The sequence below is a fragment of the Legionella saoudiensis genome (genome assembly GCF_001465875.1).
Lineage (GTDB): Bacteria > Pseudomonadota > Gammaproteobacteria > Legionellales > Legionellaceae > Legionella > Legionella saoudiensis.
The window spans coordinates 287,730-308,688 of sequence record NZ_LN901322.1 but is presented as its reverse complement, the minus strand read 5'-3'; the positions used below and the strand labels follow the sequence as shown (position 1 = coordinate 308,688).

Here is a 20,959-nt window from a genome sequence, read left to right as displayed (position 1 = left end):
CAATTATCACCTTTTGCTTAGCAACATTTTAATATGTTGGAACATTATATTTTTAAATTAGAAAATCTTTTTGATATTCAAGGTGTTGCAAAATTACTATTAGAGAATGAAACCATCAATGCTCGTTCTATAAGCCTTGCAGTATAAAGGGTGTAACGGGTAATGCTGATAAACCAGCGCTATATTGAATTAACCCTTCTTACGAGAGGATTGTCTCCTTCAACCATCATATTCTTTTTATACCAGCTTACATCAGGATTAAGTTGGCCCGATATTTAAATTCAACCCATCCGTTTATTCATAGACCAACCTATTACGGCACGAGAATATAAATCAATTACCACAGCAAGGTACAACCAACCTTCTTGGGTGCGAATATTAGTGTAAAGTAGGGCGGGGTATTCCTAATTCGTCTGCTGCTTTATTGATGTTTCCATAGCTAATCGCTAATTTAGCCATTCTTCTTTGAATTCTTTACTGTATTTCCTTAATTGTCTTTTACCATAGTAAGCACCTCTTCGTTAAGTCATATATGTTAAAAAATTAGTTCCTTCGCGGTAAGATTACACTTAGAAAACTTCATATTTTCAAATATTGTTATACTAAAATGTTTCGCGTAGGATATAAAATTCTTATATTAAAATAAGGATGACTTTATGTTCTATTCTCATTTATCCAAAGTAGCAATCATTGCTCTAATGAGTAGTAATATAGCTTTTTCAGGAACAATGGGCACAACTTGTGTTTCTGGCTTAGTAACAGTTCCTTGTCGACATTCAGGATGGGACTTGGGGGCAGAAGCTCTCTATTTACAACCTTTGTATAATAAATCACTAAGTTATTTGGGAACCAACAATAATGAGAGTGGGGACGTTTTAGGATTAGTCACAAATACTCCTCCTTGGAGCTGGGGTTTTAAATTGGGGGCTTCTTATTATTTTAACACGGGCAACGATATGAGCCTTAGCTGGTTTCATCTGGATAAAACAAGTGCCCAAGTGAATGCAGAAAATACTATTGGTTTTGGTTTTCGCTCAATGACTACCAACGTCACCTCCTTTAAACCGAAATGGGATGCAGTGAATTTTGAAGTAGGTCAACGAGTTAATTTAGGCGACTTTAAAATCATACGTTTTTATGGTGGTGTCCAATATGCAAACATTAGCACCAAAATTCATAATAAAGATACTCTTATAGTTCCAGGTGATTACAATAAAATCTCTATGCGAACTTCAAACTTTGGACCCCGAATAGGGAGTGACTTATCTTATAATTTAGGGAATAGTTTTTCAATCTTCGCAAAAAGCGCAGGTGCTCTGTTAGTGGGCGTAAGCACGCTTAACCGTACCGTGGGTAATATTGATTTTCCTGAAACAATAAATAATCATGCGAAAAATAAAACTATTATTCCAGAGGTTGAAGCAAAACTAGGCGTCAATTATTCGCACAGTATTGGAAACAGTAATTTAGGACTAGATATCGGTTATATGTGGATTAATTATTTTAATGCACAACCAGTTTTTATTCCTTTTGGGCCAGGTTATGCAAGCGATCATATTGCAAGTTCTGATTTTAGTGTACATGGTCTTTTTGCAGGACTAAAATGGGCAGCTTCAAGTTAACTTTGCTAAGTACCTTAATAATTAATTATATAGTAATTAGCCTCCAGAAAGATAAAGGGTTTTTTATTTTAAATAATAAATGAGCTGATGAATGACCAATCACGGTACCAACTAAACTTTTGCAAAGCAGCTCAATGGCAGCCTCCTTCCAAGTTTCTGGCCGATTGAAATTAACTTTCTCGTTGTTGGGCTGGTTTGTTGTATCGGCCCACGGCAACTCAAATAGATTCCTGATACTCTCCCGGAGTGCGATGACGCTCTGCGCTCCGGGTGATTTAAAACGAATGAGGCCCTTTTCTTTTCTTCGCTAGGCTGATGGGATTTTCTCTTTTGTCCATTTGTAGGATTGGCTTGGTATAGCTTCTGAGCTTGTCTGTTCCTCTAGGGTTCAAGTGCTATACTTACTTTAAGCCAGCAGTACAAAATGTTTGAACCGATAAGCTTTTTATGGAGAGATTCTGTTGTCGGCGTTGTGCTATATCACGTTAATCGTGGGAAGCTTGAACTGACACTTTTGCACCCCACCTAAACGGAATCGTGGTTCTAATGTGATAGGTATTATTTTAAGTGGGACATTAGATGATGGTGGTGCTGGTTTACGAGCAATTAAAAGGTGTGGCGGAATCACTATCATACAGGATATAAAAGATGCTAAATATCCTGAAATGCCTATGAACGCATCTCAGGCTGTTTCAATGGATTATAATTCCTTCTAAATTAATTTCATCAAAGTTAATTCAACTCACTAAGAGCGTAACTCCAATAACAGATAATAAGAAAGAGAACGACCTAATTGAGATTGAAGCAGAATTGAATGGTACTTCCAAACACTCAGAAGTGAATAAATTAGAAAAAATTGCGACTCCTTCCTTCTATTCATGCCCTGATTGCAATGGCGTCCTATGGAAAATTAAAGATGGTAAAGTAGAGCAATATCGCTGTCGTGTTGGGCATTAAGAGCATTAGAAGAAAAAGAACAACTTGCAAAAAAAATTGCAGATAAAGCAGAGATCAGTACTAGAGAGCATTTTGTTGAAAAGGCACATAATATTACAGAGCATATCCAAATTATTAGAGATATATTAGAAAAAACCTAAAAAATATACTAAATAGTTGAATTCGCCATTCATAGTATTCAATGATGAAATTAAGCGTATATCCGCATTCTTCATTGAGGTTGAGAGAGCTGGAATTCAGTATAATTCAGAAATGGTGCAAGCTTATTAATTTATTGGAAGAGATATCGCGCAATTAAGGAATCGCAGACTTTAGATTAAGAGAGCATTACCATACATCACTCAATTCAATTTCATTCAAATACTCTCGAATTCTGCGTCTTGTCGCAGGTGAGGTATCCCTCGGTAAATCATGGATAGAGAACCACTTCTTTTCCGAGATTTCGGGTGAGATGGTTATTTCTTGGGTTCCTGCCCCATGCCCGATGTAAAAAATAATGTAGTCATCCCGTTTACCTTTTTTGCTGTAGTAGACTGAAAATAGCTTCAATGAAGAGGTAAGCGTTATTCCTACCTCCTCTTTAAGTTCTCGTTCCATAGCCTGCCGTGGTGTCTCCCCTGATTCCACACCGCCGCCAATGGTGTACCAATCCGGTTGATAGGTATGTTTTACCAATAGAATCTTGTCCTCATGAATCAATAACATCCTGACACCGACTGTTTTTTTGGCCAGAAGAGAAAAAATAGCATTTTGAAGTAAATAAAAAAAACGCACGACACTCACTCCTTGTAAGATTTCCCAATAAATCCCTTCTATTGTGCCCTTTTTTCTTAAAGTTAATAATGATCTAAGATTGAGCTTAGGACAATTCTAACATTTTTTAAAACAGGCTGGCCAATGAAGACAATTTATTATATTCATCTGGTAGAAGATCGAATTTGTCCAGGTTACTCTTTAAAAATATAAATGTCATTATGCAGATTTAATCCGTCCAACAAGAGACCAATACTATTATAAATGCCTTAGATAAGTTAAATCAGCATGATGCCCTATTTCGATTTCCATAGAACCGATAACTGGCAGTGAGCAAACTGATGGGTATGACTGCAACTTTCTATGTGATAAGAGCGTAGCTCCACGTGGCTTGATAACAAATTGTTTATTCCTTTATTTATTTTAGTATTAATAATGTGCAATTATAACATAAAGAATTACTGCTTATAGGCGAGATTCGCTTCTGAGTTTACTTGCATCAATTGGAACAGCATTAAAATGAGCAAAAATGGTCAAAGTATATCTCCCTAAATAAGATAACATGATTTGTGTAAATAGATTGATGGTCTTCACTTGAGGAAAATATGCATTATAAGCAACAATTAGAAAAAGTAATTGAGTTTATTGGTAAACATCTTGATGAAAAGCTTGATTTGACTCAATTGAGCCATATTGCCTGCTTTTCAAAATACCATTTTCATCGTTTATTTACTGCTTATACAGGTTTATCACTACAACAATATATTCGATGGCTTCGTTTAAAACGAGCAGCGCATCAACTAATTGTGGATAGGAATAAAACCATCATTGAAATTGCAATAAATGCGGGATTTGAATCTCATGAAGCATTTACTCGTGTATTTAAACAAAGCTGTGGGCAGAGCCCTAGTGAGTTTAGGCTGCATTCAAATTGGAGTTTTTGGGAACGCCCACCGTATTTATTGCCAAACCAGGGTAATATTATGAATGTATTGATTAAAGAAATACCTGCTAGACGCTTAGCGGTTATTGAACATCGAGGTACGCCTAAAAAATTAGGTGAAAGTGTTAATCAGCTAATTGATTGGGCAAAATCTCAATCAATTAACTTAAAACCAAAAGCAGGAGAAGCGTTTGGTTTTGCTTACGACGATCCTAAAACAACTGAGCCTTCCGATTTTCGTTTTGACTTAGCGATTACTGTACCAGAACAAATAAAACTTGGGGGTAAGATCGTTGAAAAACGTTTGCCCGCAGGACGTTATGCTGTAGCAACGCATAAAGGAACACGAGATACTATTAGTGATACCGTTTATAGTCTATATCGTGATTGGTTGCCAAGCTCCGGTGAACATCTGGGTGATTTGCCTTGTATTTTTTGTTATTACAACTTTGATCATGAAGTTGCTGAGACCGAACTGCTTACAGAATGTTGGCTGTTATTAGCTTAATGCTGGTTTACACGACAACTACTAAAAGTTAATTAGTAGTTGTCCCAATAATTTAGCAATAAGAATTTACTTCTTGTATTTGATCTTCTCCTAGCTACGGAGCTTTTCAGTCCTCTCTTTTTGCATGATATTGAAGCGAGGGTAAAACTCTATTACAAAATACAATCATTAAAATTATACGAAGAATTATTAATACGAAAGATATATAATTGTGTATATCAAATGGGAAAGGTGAATAAAAATTTCTTAAATCTGAGCACCTGTTTTGTTCCACTTCTTAATGCATAAACGACACCATGAAATATTACTTCATTTTATTTATTACATTATTCGTTAGCGGTATATCCTTTTCACAGCAACCGCCGGCTTATCATCCTGACTTAGAGTCGATAACAATTTCGTCTATTCATAGTGCTATTCAAAATCATCAACTCACTTGCTTTGATTTGATAAACAAATATATTGATCGTATAAAAAAATATAACCTAAGTGTTAAAAGCCAAGCGCCAATCAACGCATGGAACGAGTTAAACCCCTCTGTTCTAGCGCAAGCTCACCAATTGGATACTTCTTTTAAAAAAACAGGCCGGCTCACAGGACCACTTCACTGTATTCCAATCATATTGAAAGATAATATTGATTCGTTTGACACAACTACAGCCTCTGGATCATATGCGTTACTTGGTAGCCAACCTGTTCGCGATGCTTTTCTAGTAAGTAAATTACGCAATGCCGGTGCCATTATTTTGGGAAAAGGGGGCATGGATGAATTTGCCTGGGGAATGTTCGGAATAAGTAGCCGTAGTGGAAGAATTGGTAATGCTTATGATCCTAGTAAAAATCCTGGAGGGTCTAGCGGCGGTTCAGCAGCTGCCGTCAGTGCCAGTTTTGCTTTACTTGGTATTGGTACTGATAATAGCGGATCAGTTAGAATTCCAGCAGCGTTTCACGGTTTAGTTGGGTTGCGCCCAAGTACTGGGTTGATTAGTCAACAAGGTATTTTTCCTATGGGAAATCTGGATGGATCAGCTGGTCCTATTGCGCGTTCTACAAAGGAACTAGCCATTCTTCTGGATATCATAGCTAAACCCGACCCACATGATCCAAAAACTCTCAATATTCCTAGAGTGAAAACCTATACGGAATTTCTAAATAAAGATGGATTAACTAACAAGCGCATTGGAATCGTGCATCATGTCAATGGCATCAATACATTCGATAAGATGCCTCCTCACATTGAAAAAATAATACAAAACGCAACTAAAAATATGCAGGAAATGGGCGCAACTGTTATTGATATTAATCTCCCACTATTTAACAACGATCGTCAAAACAACCAAGCAGGAGAAATTCAAGATGTAAATGAGTACCTTGCTTCCTTTCCATCAACGCGGAAAAATTTTCGTGACATTTGTGAATCCAATCGCACACGGAACTTTGGCACAATTAAAGATTGTCTTCACTTTATGAAGAATATGCCGAGCAAGAGCAGTAAGCCTTATCAAAAAGCACAATCAATTTTTGACAAAAATAAAATCTATGTTCAAAAGATAATGGAAAAAAATAATCTAGATGCGCTGCTTATACCAATAACCACACAAGGAACCGCTACATATGATGGAATGACCGTAAATACTTGGCGTGCTCCGGTCTCATCCAACTCAGGGCTTCCTTCTATTAGTATAAATGTCGGTTACAGTGCTGAAACAAATATGCCTATTGGAATTGAACTAGTGGGTAAACAATTTCAGGAAGGCACATTGATTGAAATTGCTTATGCTTATGAAATGCAAGCACCTAAAAAAATTAATCCAATTATGCCAGAGGAAAATTCCGCTTTATTAAATTTATCAATCCCAGAACTGAATAATTTGTTTACCCTACTAGGTAAAAATGCTTACGAAGAAGTGCTAATACATAATAAGGGCTCTAGCGACGTAGCTAGTGATTTAACACCAGAAAGATTCAGAAAAATTACTGCTGAAACAATTGAGAAATTGAAGGTAAATCTAAAGCTTCAACAGACCATGTAATTCGGTTTAAACCAGTTCACCTAGCAATAATAACGACTAGGAATAGGACTATATCGACATTTAGAATGTAATGAAATAATCCACTCAAGCAGTAATCGGCGTCGTTGGACTCCCTTAGAATAAAATCTGTTCTATGTTATTTACTTATTATTTTTTTTAATGAATAGTCGTACTTAATTAATGTTGGAATTACTTGACTTAATGATTCACATTTCAACTTCTTTTTTATGCTTTCGAAATGTCTCTCCACAGTACGTTTGGATATTTCCAATATTGAAGCAATGCGTTGTAGATTGAAATCATTGAAATGCAAAAAAATCATTTCTTTTTCTCTATGAGTCAAGTCTTTAGACGCCAAAAAAGTGAACGGAAGTTGATTATAATCAAAAACATCATCTTTGAGCACTTCGACCATATTTTGATGAGATGATTTTAAAATAATATCCTTTAGATTGTTCTTTGTAGCCGAACCATTATTAATTTGCTCATTCATTTTAAAAATGCATTCTTGTGGGAGAATTATATAATTATCTTTTGTGTGAAGCCTTCTAACTCTTTGCGAAAGATTATTAGCAATCATGTTTAGAAAATCAATATTATTAAAAATAAAATTATTTGTTGTGCTAGGAGTTTGCGAGGAGGCAAAGGTTACCATTTCCACTCGGTTTGAGTCCTGTCGAATAATATCAAAAAAATAGGTATAATCATGATTGAGCAAACAGTTTTTAATACCTGCCGCTATAACATTATCACTATCAACATTGGATATATAAAAACAGTCGTGCTGGTAATTCTTTTTACAAAGGTTTTGTTCAATGAATAATTCTTTCGTTAAGATTTCAGTTATTATCGAATTTTCCGAAATAATTTGTAGATAGTGTCCTTGAAAATCGAAATATAAATACCCCCAAAAGTCTATTGGGGTTTGAATAAAAATATCCTGGTAACAATTAAATAAATACTTTGAATAGGATTTCATTCCCGATATAGCTCTCATCCACTTTACACGTATTAATTAATTTATTTAATTATAGACCATATTGTTGAGTAAAAGATCAAAATCCAATTCTATATTCAATACAATGAGCCAATTGTATATTACTAGAATAGATAGGTATTAGTTAAAACTGAGTTCGAAAGTGGGCACAACATGCCAACAGGCCAGATCTTCTTGTGTTCAGCAATAAACGAGTATTTTACTGCGTTTCCCTGAGCAAAGAAGACCACCTGTATCTTTTTATTATTCCCTTCTTCATCTTTAGGCGTTATTTGCTTCTTTTAACCGGTTTATTTCTGTTAATCTATAAATCACTTCAGAGCATCAGGTAAAAAAGCTAGGTTTTGATTTTAACCTAAAGAGATTTAACGATAATTTATACATATAAATTATTAAGCTTTACCTCGCCCCTAAATGGTAGTTGAAATAGAGCTTATCATTTCATTTATTTTTTCATCTGATTTTTTTAATGCGTTTAAATTTTCTTTGGAGGGATTTTCTCTCATTTGTCTTGATAAAGCACTAAAAAACAGCAATTCTTTTTCCATTTGTTTATTTCTAGGTATTCTAGTGTCTTTATCTGAGTTTTCAAATTTATCTTTAGGTGACATATTTGGATTATTTTTATCAAACATGATTGAATCCTTATTAAATTGATTAGGTATTAAGATACATGATTATAAAAAAAATAAAGAGACTTCATCAAGATGCCTCTTTATTTTAAACTATTTATATTTCGAACTTATTTTCATTAGTTGGTGCCTCCACCACTTCTTGCTTTATTTGTTTAAATAATGAATAACCCCATTTATTTGTTAGCTGCGATTCTTTACTCTCCATTTTTTTTCCAATTTGCACTACTTGCTCTCCAACTATATCTAGCTTTTGTTCAAGCTTAACTATAGTAGCTTGGAGACTATTACATTTTTTGTTAATTTTGCTTACGTGTTCTTCAGCTACCATTACGGCTACATCAACACTTGCCCATTTATCTATTTCTTTTGCAACTGATTGCTCTTTATTTTGTTTACTCAAAAAAGATTTTACTTTTACTTTTTCATATCCATCAGAATTTAACATTGAGAAGAATTGATCCTTAATATATCCGAGAAAATTGCAATCTTCTGCTTCTTTCACAACTCCCGCTTTAGCCTCTTCGAGAGTCTTGACCATGTCCAAATAATTAGTTAATTGTTCTTTTTTTGAAAGAAGTCTTTGTTGCTTTTCAATAATTTGATCTCGGATATCCCCGTGAGCAAAAGTTTTAATGGTATATTGGCTCTTCAGTTCTTCAATTTCCCTTTCTAATTTTGAAATTTCATCTTTACGGGATGTAATTTCTTCATAAATATAGAGGCACGTAAGAGCAGCAATCAAATATAAAGCATACTTTGAAAAGTCATTTGCTGTCTCTTTATCAACTCGCCCATCTTTTGCTAGATATGTAAATATTCTTTCAAATTGAGAGAAACACAAAGCACGAAGTGGATGCTCTATAATGTTAGTAAATGTATCCCCGAGAAAGTGTCGTATTTTACTAAATGCATCATCTAAAACTTTACCAGCTGCTTCTTTTGGACTTATAGTCTGTTTTACGGGAATATTTCTATCTTGTTGTGAGGTGTTCTGCTTTATATATTCAAGATATTCAAGTTGCACAGCTTTAGATTGAATTTCCAACCACTTGAGATCACTCATCGATGTGTGAGCAGTTTTATGGACCTTATTTGCATAGGGGCGAACAGAAACTCTTCTTAAAGAATGAGGTAATTTGGTAAACATGATGTTCTCCTGTTGTAAATTTAATACTATCAGGGCATATATTAACCACATTCTGTTAAATTAAAATTAATCTTTATGACGTAAATACGACATCCTCATTTGAAGAGCATTCTGCAAATAGGACTTATGATGTCAAAATAGACGCTTTATATTTTTAAAAGAAGAGACTTTGAAATGATCCAAAATTTCCGATCAATAAAGAGGATAAAATTTAATTCTCTAGATTATACATTATTAGTGGGTGCCAATAATGTAGGAAAAACTACCATTAGATGCTTTTACGACTTTTCTACTGAAGTAGCCTTATTTAGGCGACTCATTGATGATGGACTGTTAAAGTTACCTGAAGGGTGCGAGATTTTACAAACAGATGGAAAATACAATACTGTAAGATTTTTGATGTTATTAGGAGCATTAGGAATTCCATTCATTACAGTGTCGACACTATTCAAAGAAGAAATTCCTAACCTAAGTTATATTGAGGAAAAAGTGTCGGCATCGTCTGCACAATTTATATCTCCTGGAACACTTTTGAATAATATTTCTTACAGCATGTTTAAAATGCTTATCGAAATAAGTGATGATATAAAAAGACATTTTTATGAGGTTGAGTGCAAATGGAAATTGGTCGGTTAGAGAACTAAAAAGACAAATTGAAAGTCTGTCCTATGAGCGATCAGGTCTTTCGCAAAACAAAAAAAATTTATAAATGTTATGAATGAACAAGCTATAAAACATGATGGTTGAGGGTGATAATCCTCCTGTCGGAATATTATTATGTACTGAGAAAAATCACGTCTTAGCAGAATATGCATTAGCTGGTATGGATAACAACTTATTGTATCAAAATATTTATTAGAATTACCTAAAAAAGAAGAAATCCAAAAATTTATCAATGAAAAATTAAAAAAAGCATAGAAACATAGAGGCTTATCTGGAAATTTGGTAGAGGAGGGAAGAAGCAGGAAAACTCATTCTGCATTGCACTCTTTAGGTCTGATTAATCGTAAATTAACTGATGTGGTGCTAGTCCATGGACTCTGGAGTGCTTCGCCAGTTCTTGCAAGTCAGTAAACTTTTCAGATGTTGTCATTTGCGCATCATTATTCGACCAGTTAAAAAATAAAAATAGTTATAAATTGTACTGTCGTGTATTATATGTGTAAAATATTTACAATGGTTATATAAATGTTTAAACAACCAGAATCAGATGCAAAAGTCGCCTCATTTTCAAGGCCGCCTAGGGCGCTTGGTCTCTTCGTTTCTATTCCCAATAAACCTCAACTTCCAACTGTTTTAGCAAGCATTAAACGAAAAGATTCGCGTATTACTCTCCCTGATTTGTCGCCTGCTTCCCGAGACATTCCTGCTCTTATTGAGGCATTTAAGGCACTTCCTGATGGATCTGATATCGAACTTTCAATTCATCAATTTGCGGTTAATCCGCATGCTGAGCCTAGAGAAGATTTAATTCAGTTATGGAATGCTGTCAAATATAAAGTTAAAACTATCATTTGGGATCAGAATAGTTTTTTTGAAAGTTTCGTGACTGGTTTAACCGAGGAAATGAAAAGCGACCCGCATGTTGCTCGTTGCGAATTTCAAAATTGCGATAAAACCAATTCTTGTTCTGCAGATCAACCCAACCCAGGCTTTTCTTTTCCAAAACCGGAAGAGTTAAAAGCAATAACTTTTTTTAAAGAGGCTGTTGGGCAAGAAAGAGCTTCGGAGGAAAGTGTGCTCATACAAGGTTTTGCTCAGTGATAGGCACTAGAGGTCAAATGTAGTAGTTCATCTGTGACCACGCATCCATAGATATTGATGACAAATAATCTTCAAATGCTCGTTTCTAATAAATCGAATAAAAGAATAAATGTCTAATATGTGGCATTAAACTATTAACTAGACATTCGAAATAAGGAAATTTTGAATGTCCAACAAGTTATAAATATCTTCTGGAATTAAAACAAAGCTAGCTTTTAATGTTAAGGTACTTATCTAGTTTTATGAAACTTAACTTGATTACCATCTTAATTAACTAGTTTTGATCCCAAAACATCAATAGTTTTACATTGGGCATATACACCGAAAAACTCCGTTTATTTAATTAAATTAAATCTCTATTTGAGCCGAATAATTTTTCTTATAGGCTTGATTTATGAGCCGAATAGCTCTATTATTAAACTCAAAAAATGAGCCGAATAATCTTATTAATTGGCTCACGAGGCAGAAACTATGAATGGCAATCAAATAAAATGGATCTGGCAACTGGTAGATTGGCCAAAGTTTCATTGGCAAGAAGAGCTCATTCAGCCTTTATTGCGTGAAGTTAGATTGAAACAGGGGATTCTAATAGGTAAAACGGGCTCTGTAGCAGAGAGTATATCTTTGGAATCTGCTCTAGATACTTTATTACAAAATATAATTGCATCATCAGCAATAGAGGGTGAGCGATTGAATGAACAATCTGTGCGCTCTTCACTTGCAAAACGGATAGGCTTACATCTTAAGCAACCATACCCAACTACTGAGCGTTCAGAAGGTTTAGCGCAAATGATGTGGGATGCTATTAATAACTTAAACACTCCTTTATCGCTAGAGCGCTTGCAACAATGGCACAAATGGTTATTTCCTGATGATGTGGCGTCTAAATTATATAGAGTTAACGCAGGGCAGATAAGAGGTGAGGACCCTATGCAAGTTGTCTCTGGGCGTATTGATAAGCCAACAGTGCATTTTGAAGCGCCGCCAAGGGAACGATTAGAGCAAGAATTAAATGCGTTTTTGGAATGGTTCAATCAAAGTCTAAAAGAACCAACATTGGATCCCTTATTACGAGCAGCAATTAGTCATTTTTGGTTTATAACAGTGCATCCATTCGAAGATGGAAACGGACGGATCACGCGTGCTCTAACCGATTTATCCTTAGCTCAAGAGGATAAGCAGAGTATTCGGTTGTACGCTATGTCGGCAACAATTCTTGCTAATCGCAACGATTATTATAGAGTTTTGGAAAAAAGTCAGCGTCAAACCACAGATATAACCATGTGGTTATTATGGTTTTTAAAAACTTTGGATAGTAGTATTCAAACTGCCATCAATAAGATTGACCAAACTCTTGCTAAGAGCCGCTTTTGGCAGGTTTTTCAGGAAAGCGAGCTATCCAAGGAGCAAATAAAAATTATTAATTTAATGTTTGATGCAAAAGATAACGCATTTGAACAAGGGATTAGTGCTGCTCAGTATAAAAAAATTACTAAAGTAAGTAAGGCTACAGCAACGAGACATCTTTCGGATTTACTAGATAAAGGTTGTTTGGAAAAATTGCCCGGTGGAGGAAGGAGTACTCGATATCAAATTACATCAAAATTTATGAAGAGCATTATGAGAGATGATTAATATCCATGGGTAGTCCGGGTTTGATAGTGCTTCGATCGTGTATAACTAAATTTGATAAGAGAGGATGGCTATTATTGGTCCGTGGGCTTGGCAGCTTAGAGCGGCATGTCATTCTAAGCACCACAAGGACTCTCCTGAACCCGGCATGAATCAATACGTGCCGGTACCGGAGCTCCTTGGTCGTATATCTTACTCTAAAGCTTTTGGGTAAGCTTACACTTACAAAATTGGAATATTTTCCTGCCACTGCAACCAATTCTCTTTAGGATAAGGTTTTGCAAGATCTACTAAGTGTAATGTATAAGCATGTCGGGATTTATGAGAATGATTTGCTTTGCTTTTATGAGGAACTCGACCATGCAATATGATTAAACTTCCTTTACTTACTGGTAGAGGAATACTTAACTCTTCTTGCCAAGGCGTTTGGTCATAATATTCAAAATAAATATCATCCGTTTCACTGCGAAACATACGTTGTTTTAAGGCGGTTGTATGGGGGCTAGGTATGACTTCTAAACATCCATTATCTAGAGTGGCATCCTCTAAAGCAAACCAGAAACCCAAGGCGTCGGTATCTTGCCCCCAAATATAAGTGCTGTCTTGATGGCATAACACTTCGGCACCAATGCCTGGTTGTTTAAATATATACATCGATTGCGCTAAGCCAATGGTCGCAAGGCCTAATTGGTGTCCCATTGCCTTAATGCGCGCATCATAAGAATACTCTTTGAATACCGGATCGAGCTCATGTAAAGCATGCCCTACCTTATTGATTGCATGGGGTAATGGCCGAGTCATTTTTCCGTGCTCATCAAAGGCGTCCGCTTCAAAGAAATAGTGGATGCGATCACCGGACTCTAAAAAATAACGCTGCTTCGCATGCTCATTCGTATGAGTGGAAAAAATAGTTTGGGGAATGGATTTTGCATTTGTTGCAATAAGATATTCCATGCGTTGTTTTAAGCGATCGCAGATTTCTGCCGAAAAGAAATCCTGAAGAACAAGATATCCATTATTAAAAAAGAAAGTACAGTCCTTATCAGAAAGAAACATGTTCTAGTCCCTGAGCTATGAGAAGGTTTTATAATATACCTTGGTTTAAACAAATCAAGGCGAAAAAAGAAAACCGTTGTTGAAAATTCTGTATCGTGTCCCAGGTGAATAAAACTGCAGAGGAATTGTAAATAATTAGATAATACTGGTCTTAAATTGTGCTATTTTGGATTTGCTTGTCTATAAAAAGAGATGTGTTTGGCAACTGTTGTAGAATCAATGAAAATTAAAATTCCAAATTCAGATGTAGATACGAATACCTTAATAACCCTTTTACGCTATAGAGCAGCAAACCAGCCTCATGCGCTAGCTTACCGGTTTTTAACTGATGAAGGAACGGAAGAAACGCTTACATATGCGGAATTCGACCGTAAAGCGCGTATCATTGCAGCGCAATTGCAACGTCATTATCAAGTCGGTGATCGGGCTGTTTTAATTTATCCTCCGGGCCTAGAATTAATTACTGCTTATTTTGGTTGCTTATATGCAGGGATTATCAGTGTCCCAATGTACCCACCAACAAATCATAAGTTGGTGACTAAGCTTGAACTTATCATTAAAGATGCACAACCGCGCGTTATTTTATCCACACAGGAAGTATTTGAAAAAATACAAAAAATTAAAGAGGTAAAGTTGATTGCCAAAACTCCGGTTACTGAGTGCTTAACGAGTGAGGCTCAAGTGCAGTGTGCACCCAGTTGGCTGTTAGATACATTACCTCTAATGACTACTGATAAATTATCCTGTCTTTGATGCATGGGAAATGCCTGATGTAAACGCCAATAATCTAGTATTTTTACAATACACTTCGGGTTCTACAGGACACCCCAAAGGGGTAATGGTAAGTCATGGTAATTTATTAGATAACTTATTTGCTATATATAAAAATTTTGGTGTGCAACCCGACTGCTCTGCCACATGCTGGTTACCACCTTATCATGATATGGGCTTAATTGGTGGAATCTTGCAACCGCTATTTGCAGGTATTCCAGTTATTTTGATGTCCCCCATGCATTTCCTTCAAAATCCATTTTCTTGGTTAGAAACAATAAGCACCTATAGAACTACTGAAAGCGGGGGGCCTAATTTTGCTTATCAATATTGCGTCACAAAAATAACGGAAGAACAGAAAGATGCACTGGATTTGTCCTGCTGGCAGCTTGCATATAATGGCGCAGAACCAATCCATGCAGAATCTATGGAGCGCTTTGTAAAGGCATTTAGTCGTTGTGGTTTTAAGCGCTCAACAATATATCCTTGCTACGGTCTGGCCGAAAACACTTTATTTGCTACGGGTATGCGCCGTGGAGATGGCTATAATGTTATCGATGTCTCATTAAATTCATTACGCGAAAATCAAATCACTTTAGTATCTGATGCAGTGGATTCAGATAAACACAGCTTAGTAAGTAGTGGTTGGGTTAATGAATCTGTTTCGATCGTCAATCCTGAAAGCTTAAACCGTTGTAAACCGGAAGAGGTTGGTGAAATTTGGCTAAGTAGTTCCAGTGTTGCTCATGGTTACTGGGGAAAACCCGAGTTAGCAGAGGAAACATTTACCGCGACGATCAAAGATGATACCACTCAGACTTATTATTTGCGTACTGGAGATTTAGGATTTATCCATAATGGGCAATTGTATGTTACTGGTCGCCTAAAAGATTTAATTATTATTCATGGACGAAATTATTATCCTCAGGATATTGAGCATACTGCGAATAATGCACATCTTAGAGTCCGCTCTGGTTGCTGTGCCGCATTTTCTATGACCTTCAATACAGAGGAGCATCTGGTTATTGTTTGCGAAGTGAAACGCGTATTTGAGGAATCAGAGAAAACTTATGCGGAAATTTGTGAGCAAATTGAGCGAGAAGTAGAACAAGAACACGAACTTTCAGTGCATACCATTATTTTGATTCCAGCCAAAAGCATTCCTAAAACCACCAGTGGGAAAATACGACGCAAAGTGGTGAAAGACTTATTATATAAGGAAGAACTAGCCTTATATTATTTATGGCAACAACATCAGCAACAAAATTATCGAGAAAAACAGGAATACATTCCTCCCACATCGGACGAAGAACAAAATTTATGCACAATGATTGAAGAGCTTTTGGGATTAACACAAATCGGTATCTCAGATGATTTATTTCACCTGGGAGCTGATTCGTTAACTGTTGCCCAATTTTTAGGTCGGATCAAGGCACGGTATCATATAGCTCTTGAGGTAACGCAGGTTTTTGATAATCCAAATATTGCTGCTTTGGCTCAATTGATTCAAACAGGTGAACATATAAATGAGCAAGCAATTTTGCCCAGGAAGGGGAGTGAGCGCATTCCTGCATCCGCAGCACAACAACAAATCTGGTTTTTAGACAAGCTCGTCCCTAATAATCCATTTTATAATCTGGGTGCAGTTCTGCACATGCAGGGTACCATGGATACCCAGCTTCTTAATGCCGCCTTACAAACCATTGTGGACAGACATAGTATTTTACGTACTACTTTTATGGAGGTTGATGGTGAGCCCTCCCAACAAATTGCAGCGGAACAGTCTATTCAGTTAAGGCAAGTTGATCTGAGCCTATTAGCTGAAGAGCAACAGCAAATGGAATTAAAAAAATTGACGCAAGCAGAATTGCATCGTCCATTTCATTTAATGGAAGGCCCTTTAAGCCGCTATCTTTTGGTTACATTAAATGAACAAGCTCATGCATTAATTATAGTGATGCACCATATGATTATTGATGGAGGTTCAATTGCCCTTTACAGCAAAGAACTAGGTGTCATTTATAATCAAATGCGAAAACAACAGCCGCTAAGGCTTTCTGAGTTAAACATTGACTATGCCGATTACAGTATTTGGCAACAAAATCGGGATTGGAGCAAAGAGCTTGCTTATTGGAAGCGGCAACTTAAAGATGCCGTGACAAATTTAAATTTAAGTACTGATTACCCTCGCCCCAAACAATTAAGTTATGCAGGCGATAAAATAAACATTGTATTATCGAGGGGGGTTACCCGTCAGCTAAAAAAATTAGCTGCTGCGCATAGTTGTTCTTTGTATATGGTTTTATTATCGGGATTTAGTATCTTATTGCAGCGTTATACCCAGCAAGATGATTTAATTATTGGCACTGCTGTCTCGGCAAGAACTCATTCGAGCCTTGAAAATTTATTAGGCTTTTTTGTGACTACTTTGCCTATTCGTATTCAGCATCAGGAAAAGCAATCTGTCACTACTTTATTGCAACATATACGGGAACAAGTTTTAGGAGCTATTGCCCATCAATCCATATCATTTAATGAAATTGTGAAAAATGTTGCATCTGAGCGTTTAATGAATCGTTCTCCTTTATTTCAGGTATTGTTTATTATGCAAAATAATCAATTGCCTGTAGTAAATCTTGATGGCCTGGAATCTCATTTAGAGCTATTTAACGTAGGTGCCAAATTTGATTTAACTTTAGAATTGGCAGAAACGGCTGATGGAACAATCGCAGGAAATTTGGAGTATGCATCAGAACTCTTTAAACCGGAAACCATCAAGAGAATGATTGGGCATTATAAACAAATATTGCTGCATTTAGTGCATTTAAATGAACCAGTAAATCAATTAAATCTTTTAACAAGAAAAGAATACCATTCGATGCTGATTCATTGGAACCAAACACAACGGGTGTATCCACGATATAAAAGCATCGCTGCAATGTTTGAGGAGCAGGCAAAACGAGTACCTGAGCATGTGGCCGTTTTATTCGAGGGAAAATCATTAACTTATAAAGAATTAAATGAGCGTTCCAACCAGCTAGCTCACCATCTAAAAAGCTTGAATGTAAAACCTGAAGTTATGGTGGGCTTAAGTATGGATAGAGGTATTGAGCTTGTAATTAGCTTTTTAGCCATTCTTAAAGTGGGTGGCGCCTACGTTCCACTAGACCCCACTTATCCTGCGGAGCGGTTGGGTTTTATGCTAGAAGATACACAGGCTTCGGTATTACTCACTCAAGATATCTACCAAAAGAATTTTGCCGGGTATAAAGGCCGGTTAATTTGTCTTGATCATGAGATTATCTCGAAGCATTTAGCACAACTGCCGACTACAAATCTGAGCAGTGAAAATAGCCCTCAGCAACTAATGTACGTTATTTATACCTCAGGTTCGACTGGCAAACCTAAGGGCGTTATGGTTGAACAACAAGGGATGGTTAATTTTATCACCTACATGCAAGAATGGCTGCAAATCAGTGAAACTGATCACTGGCTTAGTGCAACGAGCATTGGTTTTGATATTGCGGGATTGGAGCTGTATTTGCCACTGCTTCAAGGAGCTAAGGTGCAATTGGTTTCTGAGGCAACTGCCAAAGACGGAATCACCCTGGCTAAACTTTTAAGCGAAGAAGCTATTTCCGTATTTCAGGCCACGCCATCGAGATGGCGTCTTCTGTTAGAAGGTGGGTGGCAACCTGATTGTAATTTAAAAAGAATATGCGGTGGGGAAGCGCTAACTGCAGAGTTACAGAATAAATTAACCGTAAATAACCATCCTATTTATCATGTGTATGGTCCTACAGAAACGACAGTTTGGTCTACTCATGTGAAATTGTATGCGACAAGTTCCATGACCATTGGTAAGCCTTTAGCGAATACAACGTTTTATGTGTTAGATAGTAATCAGCAACCTGCTCCCATAGGTGTGGTTGGGGAGTTGTACCTTGGTGGCGATGGGGTGGCCCGCGGCTATTTGAATCGACCCGAATTAACTAGGGAACGTTTTATCGCCAATCCCTTTGTTACTGAGCAGGAACAAACAGATGGCGTTAATTTACGCTTGTATAAAACCGGTGATTTGGTTCGAGTATCTGCAGAAGGTAATATTGAGTACATTGGACGTACCGATTTTCAGATGAAAATTCGCGGTTTTAGAATCGAGCTTGGTGAAATAGAAAATGTATTGCGTCAGCAACCTCAGGTTCACGATGTTGCTTTAATTGCAATGGATGAGGATGACCCCATTTTGGTTGCTTATGTTATTCTAGCCACCACTGAAACCGAGGATACCTGCGAATTGTTACGCGCGCAGTTAAAAAGGGGATTGCCAGATTATATGGTGCCTCATATATTTTTATTTATGGAGCAATTTCCTTTGAATGCAAATGGTAAATTAGACCGTAAAGCTTTACCTCTACCGAAATCAGAATCCTCGTCCTCTCGATATACTGCTCCTCGTAATGAACGCGAGAAGCAGTTAAGTCAAATATGGGAAAAAATACTTAAGATAGAACGAGTAAGTATTCAAGCGAATTTTTTTGAGCTGGGTGGACATTCATTAAATGCAGTGCAATTAGTGTATGCCATAAAACAACAATTTGACGTCGAACTTGCCATTTCAACGATTTTTAACGCACCCACTATTGCTGAATTGGCGGAGTTAATAAATCAAGAGCAGCCGATTGCATCACCATTAGTTACTTTAAATGAAGGGGCAGGGCAGTTACCTATATTTGTGGTACACCCAGTCGGAGGGGATGTATCCTGCTATTTGGATTTGAGCCAGAAACTAGGAGCAAACCAACCTGTTTACGGCTTGCAACAAACAAGCCAGCAGTATTTTAAATCCATTAAAGAGATGGCCACTCAATACCTTGAAGCCATACGCCAAGTACAACAAAAAGGCCCGTACCAACTGATGGGATGGTCTTTGGGTGGTTTAATAGCTCAAGAAATAACTTACCAGTTGGAGCATCAAGGTGAGCAAGTTATAAAACTGTATTTAATTGATAGCTACCCATTGCATCAATTGGATCAGGATGATGAGGCCTTTGCTTGGTACGATTTATATCAGCAATTGAATAATCATTATGAGCTACAAACGGGTATGTCTTTAACGGATTTTAATAACATGAATGAGGAAGAACGCCTGCATTGGTTCTCAGAGCAAATGAGAGCCCATAATTTAACCATCAATTTTGAGGACTATGTTTCTTTAATAAAAGCCAATTTGCAGGCAGGTAGAGCGCACCAGCCTCAAGTGATTAGGGCAAATGCGGTTCATGTGAAAGCAAGTGAAACTGAATTATCGCCACATACTTGGCGGGATTACATACAAAATATGGTCAATCATCAGTTTGATGCTAATCATTATAATTTATTAACTTTGATTGATGTTTTAATAATGCAAGAGCTTCAATCTTTAGTCTCATTTGGTTAAGAAAAAAGTCATCCCAAGCATAGGGAGGGAGCTTTGATGTGAGCACTGAGTCACATTGCTGGAAGCTCTCCTCATGTTTGGGATGTCATTTCAATATGGCTACAACCTATAGCTGGATAACGCTTAGCACTAGAGGAGTATGCAACAACTATTCAACTCCTCTGACTTATGTTTGAATGATAAAGCTCCTTGTGCGAGAGCCTCACTTCTTTTTGCTAAGTCTTCTATTTTTTCTTGGCGTTGTAGCATTTGCTCAATATTGTTTTGCATTAATTTTTTGGTTTCATCCAGAGTTTCTTTGATGTCACTTATTTTTTCATTTTGCGTATATTTTTCCAGATTACTTGCTACAGTAGTCGCCGGTATTTCTTCATCAAAAAGATACAAATAAAGATAGGACATTTGGGAGGAATCTAACTTGCAATCGGCAGCAATGATGCAACAATTTTCGTTCACTTTATACACCGAAAACCAGTAATTGTTTTTATTAAAATAGTGAATTTGGCCCGCATGAACCTGCGTGTCACAGAAATGGGTGATTTCTTTTTTAATGGATTCAGGTAACAGATTGCCAAAAAAACCAAATGGGCCTTTACCTGGAATATGCCAGGTGAAGGAGTTAGTACCAGATTTTGTCGCTAAACCAAAACATTTCATCCTTGTTCTCCAAAATAAATTTTATTGTTTTTTCTTGTCCAATC

At 36.7% G+C, this 20,959-nt stretch carries 17 protein-coding genes and 1 pseudogene; 10 read left to right on the top strand and 8 right to left on the bottom strand.

What is annotated here, in order from left to right; translation table 11 throughout:
- Positions 1-287: 287 nt before the first annotated feature.
- Positions 288-383 (bottom strand): annotated as a pseudogene (locus BN3124_RS17545) (hypothetical protein); the annotation flags it as partial.
- Positions 379-459 (bottom strand): helix-turn-helix domain-containing protein, encoded by an 81-nt coding sequence (locus BN3124_RS17540; protein ID WP_078061492.1) that lies wholly within the window; start codon positions 457-459, stop codon positions 379-381. The pseudogene BN3124_RS17545 and the gene BN3124_RS17540, both read right to left, overlap by 5 nt.
- Positions 460-656: 197 nt before the next feature.
- On the opposite strand from BN3124_RS17540, the gene BN3124_RS05700 reads away from it, so the two are divergent.
- Both BN3124_RS05700 and BN3124_RS17535 read left to right on the top strand, forming a co-directional pair.
- The gene (locus tag BN3124_RS05700; protein WP_058533828.1) at positions 657-1,622 is read left to right on the top strand and encodes an Lpg1974 family pore-forming outer membrane protein; all 966 of its coding nucleotides are present in this window, start codon (positions 657-659) and stop codon (positions 1,620-1,622) included.
- Positions 1,623-2,170: 548 nt separating this feature from the next.
- Positions 2,171-2,338, top strand: coding sequence for a chemotaxis protein CheB (locus tag BN3124_RS17535; RefSeq protein ID WP_078061491.1), 168 nt, complete (start codon positions 2,171-2,173; stop codon positions 2,336-2,338).
- Positions 2,339-2,906: 568 nt separating this feature from the next.
- Here the strand turns inward: BN3124_RS17535 and BN3124_RS05695 are convergent.
- Complete coding sequence (locus BN3124_RS05695; protein WP_058533827.1) at positions 2,907-3,353, bottom strand: NUDIX domain-containing protein; 447 nt, start codon at positions 3,351-3,353, stop codon at positions 2,907-2,909.
- A 584-nt stretch (positions 3,354-3,937) separates the two neighbouring features.
- Here BN3124_RS05695 and BN3124_RS05690 point away from each other — a divergent pair.
- Together BN3124_RS05690 and BN3124_RS05685 are read left to right on the top strand one after the other, a co-directional pair.
- Entirely contained in the window at positions 3,938-4,783 is an 846-nt protein-coding gene (locus tag BN3124_RS05690; RefSeq protein WP_058533826.1) for an AraC family transcriptional regulator, read from the top strand.
- A gap of 296 nt (positions 4,784-5,079) precedes the next feature.
- The gene (locus BN3124_RS05685; protein WP_058533825.1) at positions 5,080-6,816 is read left to right on the top strand and encodes an amidase family protein; all 1,737 of its coding nucleotides are present in this window, start codon (positions 5,080-5,082) and stop codon (positions 6,814-6,816) included.
- 136 nt (positions 6,817-6,952) lie between these two features.
- Here the strand turns inward: BN3124_RS05685 and BN3124_RS05680 are convergent, their stop codons facing one another.
- From BN3124_RS05680 to BN3124_RS05670, 3 genes are all read right to left on the bottom strand, one after another.
- Positions 6,953-7,795: a helix-turn-helix transcriptional regulator gene (locus BN3124_RS05680; RefSeq protein ID WP_230849098.1), complete on the bottom strand. Its 843-nt coding sequence runs from the start codon at positions 7,793-7,795 to the stop codon at positions 6,953-6,955.
- Between the two features lie 428 nt (positions 7,796-8,223).
- On the bottom strand, positions 8,224-8,448 hold the full coding sequence (locus BN3124_RS05675; protein WP_058533823.1) for a hypothetical protein: 225 nt from the start codon (positions 8,446-8,448) through the stop codon (positions 8,224-8,226).
- Between the two features lie 94 nt (positions 8,449-8,542).
- On the bottom strand, positions 8,543-9,595 hold the full coding sequence (locus tag BN3124_RS05670) for a hypothetical protein (RefSeq protein ID WP_058533822.1): 1,053 nt from the start codon (positions 9,593-9,595) through the stop codon (positions 8,543-8,545).
- A 174-nt stretch (positions 9,596-9,769) separates the two neighbouring features.
- On the opposite strand from BN3124_RS05670, the gene BN3124_RS17340 reads away from it, so the two are divergent.
- The 4 genes from BN3124_RS17340 to BN3124_RS05655 all read left to right on the top strand — a co-directional run bounded on the left by BN3124_RS17340 (position 9,770) and on the right by BN3124_RS05655 (position 12,994).
- Positions 9,770-10,231: an ATP-binding protein gene (locus BN3124_RS17340; RefSeq protein ID WP_058533821.1), complete on the top strand. Its 462-nt coding sequence runs from the start codon at positions 9,770-9,772 to the stop codon at positions 10,229-10,231.
- Between the two features lie 100 nt (positions 10,232-10,331).
- Entirely contained in the window at positions 10,332-10,454 is a 123-nt protein-coding gene (locus tag BN3124_RS17530; protein WP_407927377.1) for a PDDEXK nuclease domain-containing protein, read from the top strand.
- A 329-nt stretch (positions 10,455-10,783) separates the two neighbouring features.
- Entirely contained in the window at positions 10,784-11,359 is a 576-nt protein-coding gene (locus BN3124_RS05660; RefSeq protein ID WP_058533820.1) for a hypothetical protein, read from the top strand.
- A 471-nt stretch (positions 11,360-11,830) separates the two neighbouring features.
- Positions 11,831-12,994: a Fic family protein gene (locus tag BN3124_RS05655; protein WP_058533819.1), complete on the top strand. Its 1,164-nt coding sequence runs from the start codon at positions 11,831-11,833 to the stop codon at positions 12,992-12,994.
- Between the two features lie 219 nt (positions 12,995-13,213).
- Here the strand turns inward: BN3124_RS05655 and BN3124_RS05650 are convergent, their stop codons facing one another.
- Positions 13,214-14,047 (bottom strand): phytanoyl-CoA dioxygenase family protein, encoded by an 834-nt coding sequence (locus tag BN3124_RS05650; protein ID WP_058533818.1) that lies wholly within the window; start codon positions 14,045-14,047, stop codon positions 13,214-13,216.
- Positions 14,048-14,266: 219 nt separating this feature from the next.
- Here BN3124_RS05650 and BN3124_RS17460 point away from each other — a divergent pair, with 219 nt between their 5' ends.
- On the top strand, positions 14,267-14,800 hold the full coding sequence (locus BN3124_RS17460; RefSeq protein WP_196398899.1) for an AMP-binding protein: 534 nt from the start codon (positions 14,267-14,269) through the stop codon (positions 14,798-14,800).
- A gap of 10 nt (positions 14,801-14,810) precedes the next feature.
- On the top strand, positions 14,811-20,258 hold the full coding sequence (locus BN3124_RS05640) for a non-ribosomal peptide synthetase (protein WP_058533816.1): 5,448 nt from the start codon (positions 14,811-14,813) through the stop codon (positions 20,256-20,258).
- A gap of 129 nt (positions 20,259-20,387) precedes the next feature.
- Here the strand turns inward: BN3124_RS05640 and BN3124_RS05635 are convergent, their stop codons facing one another.
- A complete protein-coding gene (locus BN3124_RS05635) occupies positions 20,388-20,915 on the bottom strand; it encodes an R-SNARE family protein (protein ID WP_058533815.1) in 528 nt (175 codons plus the stop codon).
- Positions 20,916-20,959 lie beyond the last annotated feature (44 nt).

Coding starts and splice junctions, on each gene's coding strand:
- BN3124_RS17540 (WP_078061492.1), bottom strand. CDS start 459: ATGGCTAAATTAGCGATTAGCTATGGAAACATCAATAAAGCAGCAGAC.
- BN3124_RS05700 (WP_058533828.1), top strand. CDS start 657: ATGTTCTATTCTCATTTATCCAAAGTAGCAATCATTGCTCTAATGAGT.
- BN3124_RS05690 (WP_058533826.1), top strand. CDS start 3,938: ATGCATTATAAGCAACAATTAGAAAAAGTAATTGAGTTTATTGGTAAA.
- BN3124_RS05685 (WP_058533825.1), top strand. CDS start 5,080: ATGAAATATTACTTCATTTTATTTATTACATTATTCGTTAGCGGTATA.
- BN3124_RS05680 (WP_230849098.1), bottom strand. CDS start 7,795: ATGAAATCCTATTCAAAGTATTTATTTAATTGTTACCAGGATATTTTT.
- BN3124_RS05675 (WP_058533823.1), bottom strand. CDS start 8,448: ATGTTTGATAAAAATAATCCAAATATGTCACCTAAAGATAAATTTGAA.
- BN3124_RS05670 (WP_058533822.1), bottom strand. CDS start 9,595: ATGTTTACCAAATTACCTCATTCTTTAAGAAGAGTTTCTGTTCGCCCC.
- BN3124_RS17340 (WP_058533821.1), top strand. CDS start 9,770: ATGATCCAAAATTTCCGATCAATAAAGAGGATAAAATTTAATTCTCTA.
- BN3124_RS17530 (WP_407927377.1), top strand. CDS start 10,332: ATGATGGTTGAGGGTGATAATCCTCCTGTCGGAATATTATTATGTACT.
- BN3124_RS05660 (WP_058533820.1), top strand. CDS start 10,784: ATGTTTAAACAACCAGAATCAGATGCAAAAGTCGCCTCATTTTCAAGG.
- BN3124_RS05655 (WP_058533819.1), top strand. CDS start 11,831: ATGAATGGCAATCAAATAAAATGGATCTGGCAACTGGTAGATTGGCCA.
- BN3124_RS05650 (WP_058533818.1), bottom strand. CDS start 14,047: ATGTTTCTTTCTGATAAGGACTGTACTTTCTTTTTTAATAATGGATAT.
- BN3124_RS17460 (WP_196398899.1), top strand. CDS start 14,267: ATGAAAATTAAAATTCCAAATTCAGATGTAGATACGAATACCTTAATA.
- BN3124_RS05640 (WP_058533816.1), top strand. CDS start 14,811: ATGCCTGATGTAAACGCCAATAATCTAGTATTTTTACAATACACTTCG.
- BN3124_RS05635 (WP_058533815.1), bottom strand. CDS start 20,915: ATGAAATGTTTTGGTTTAGCGACAAAATCTGGTACTAACTCCTTCACC.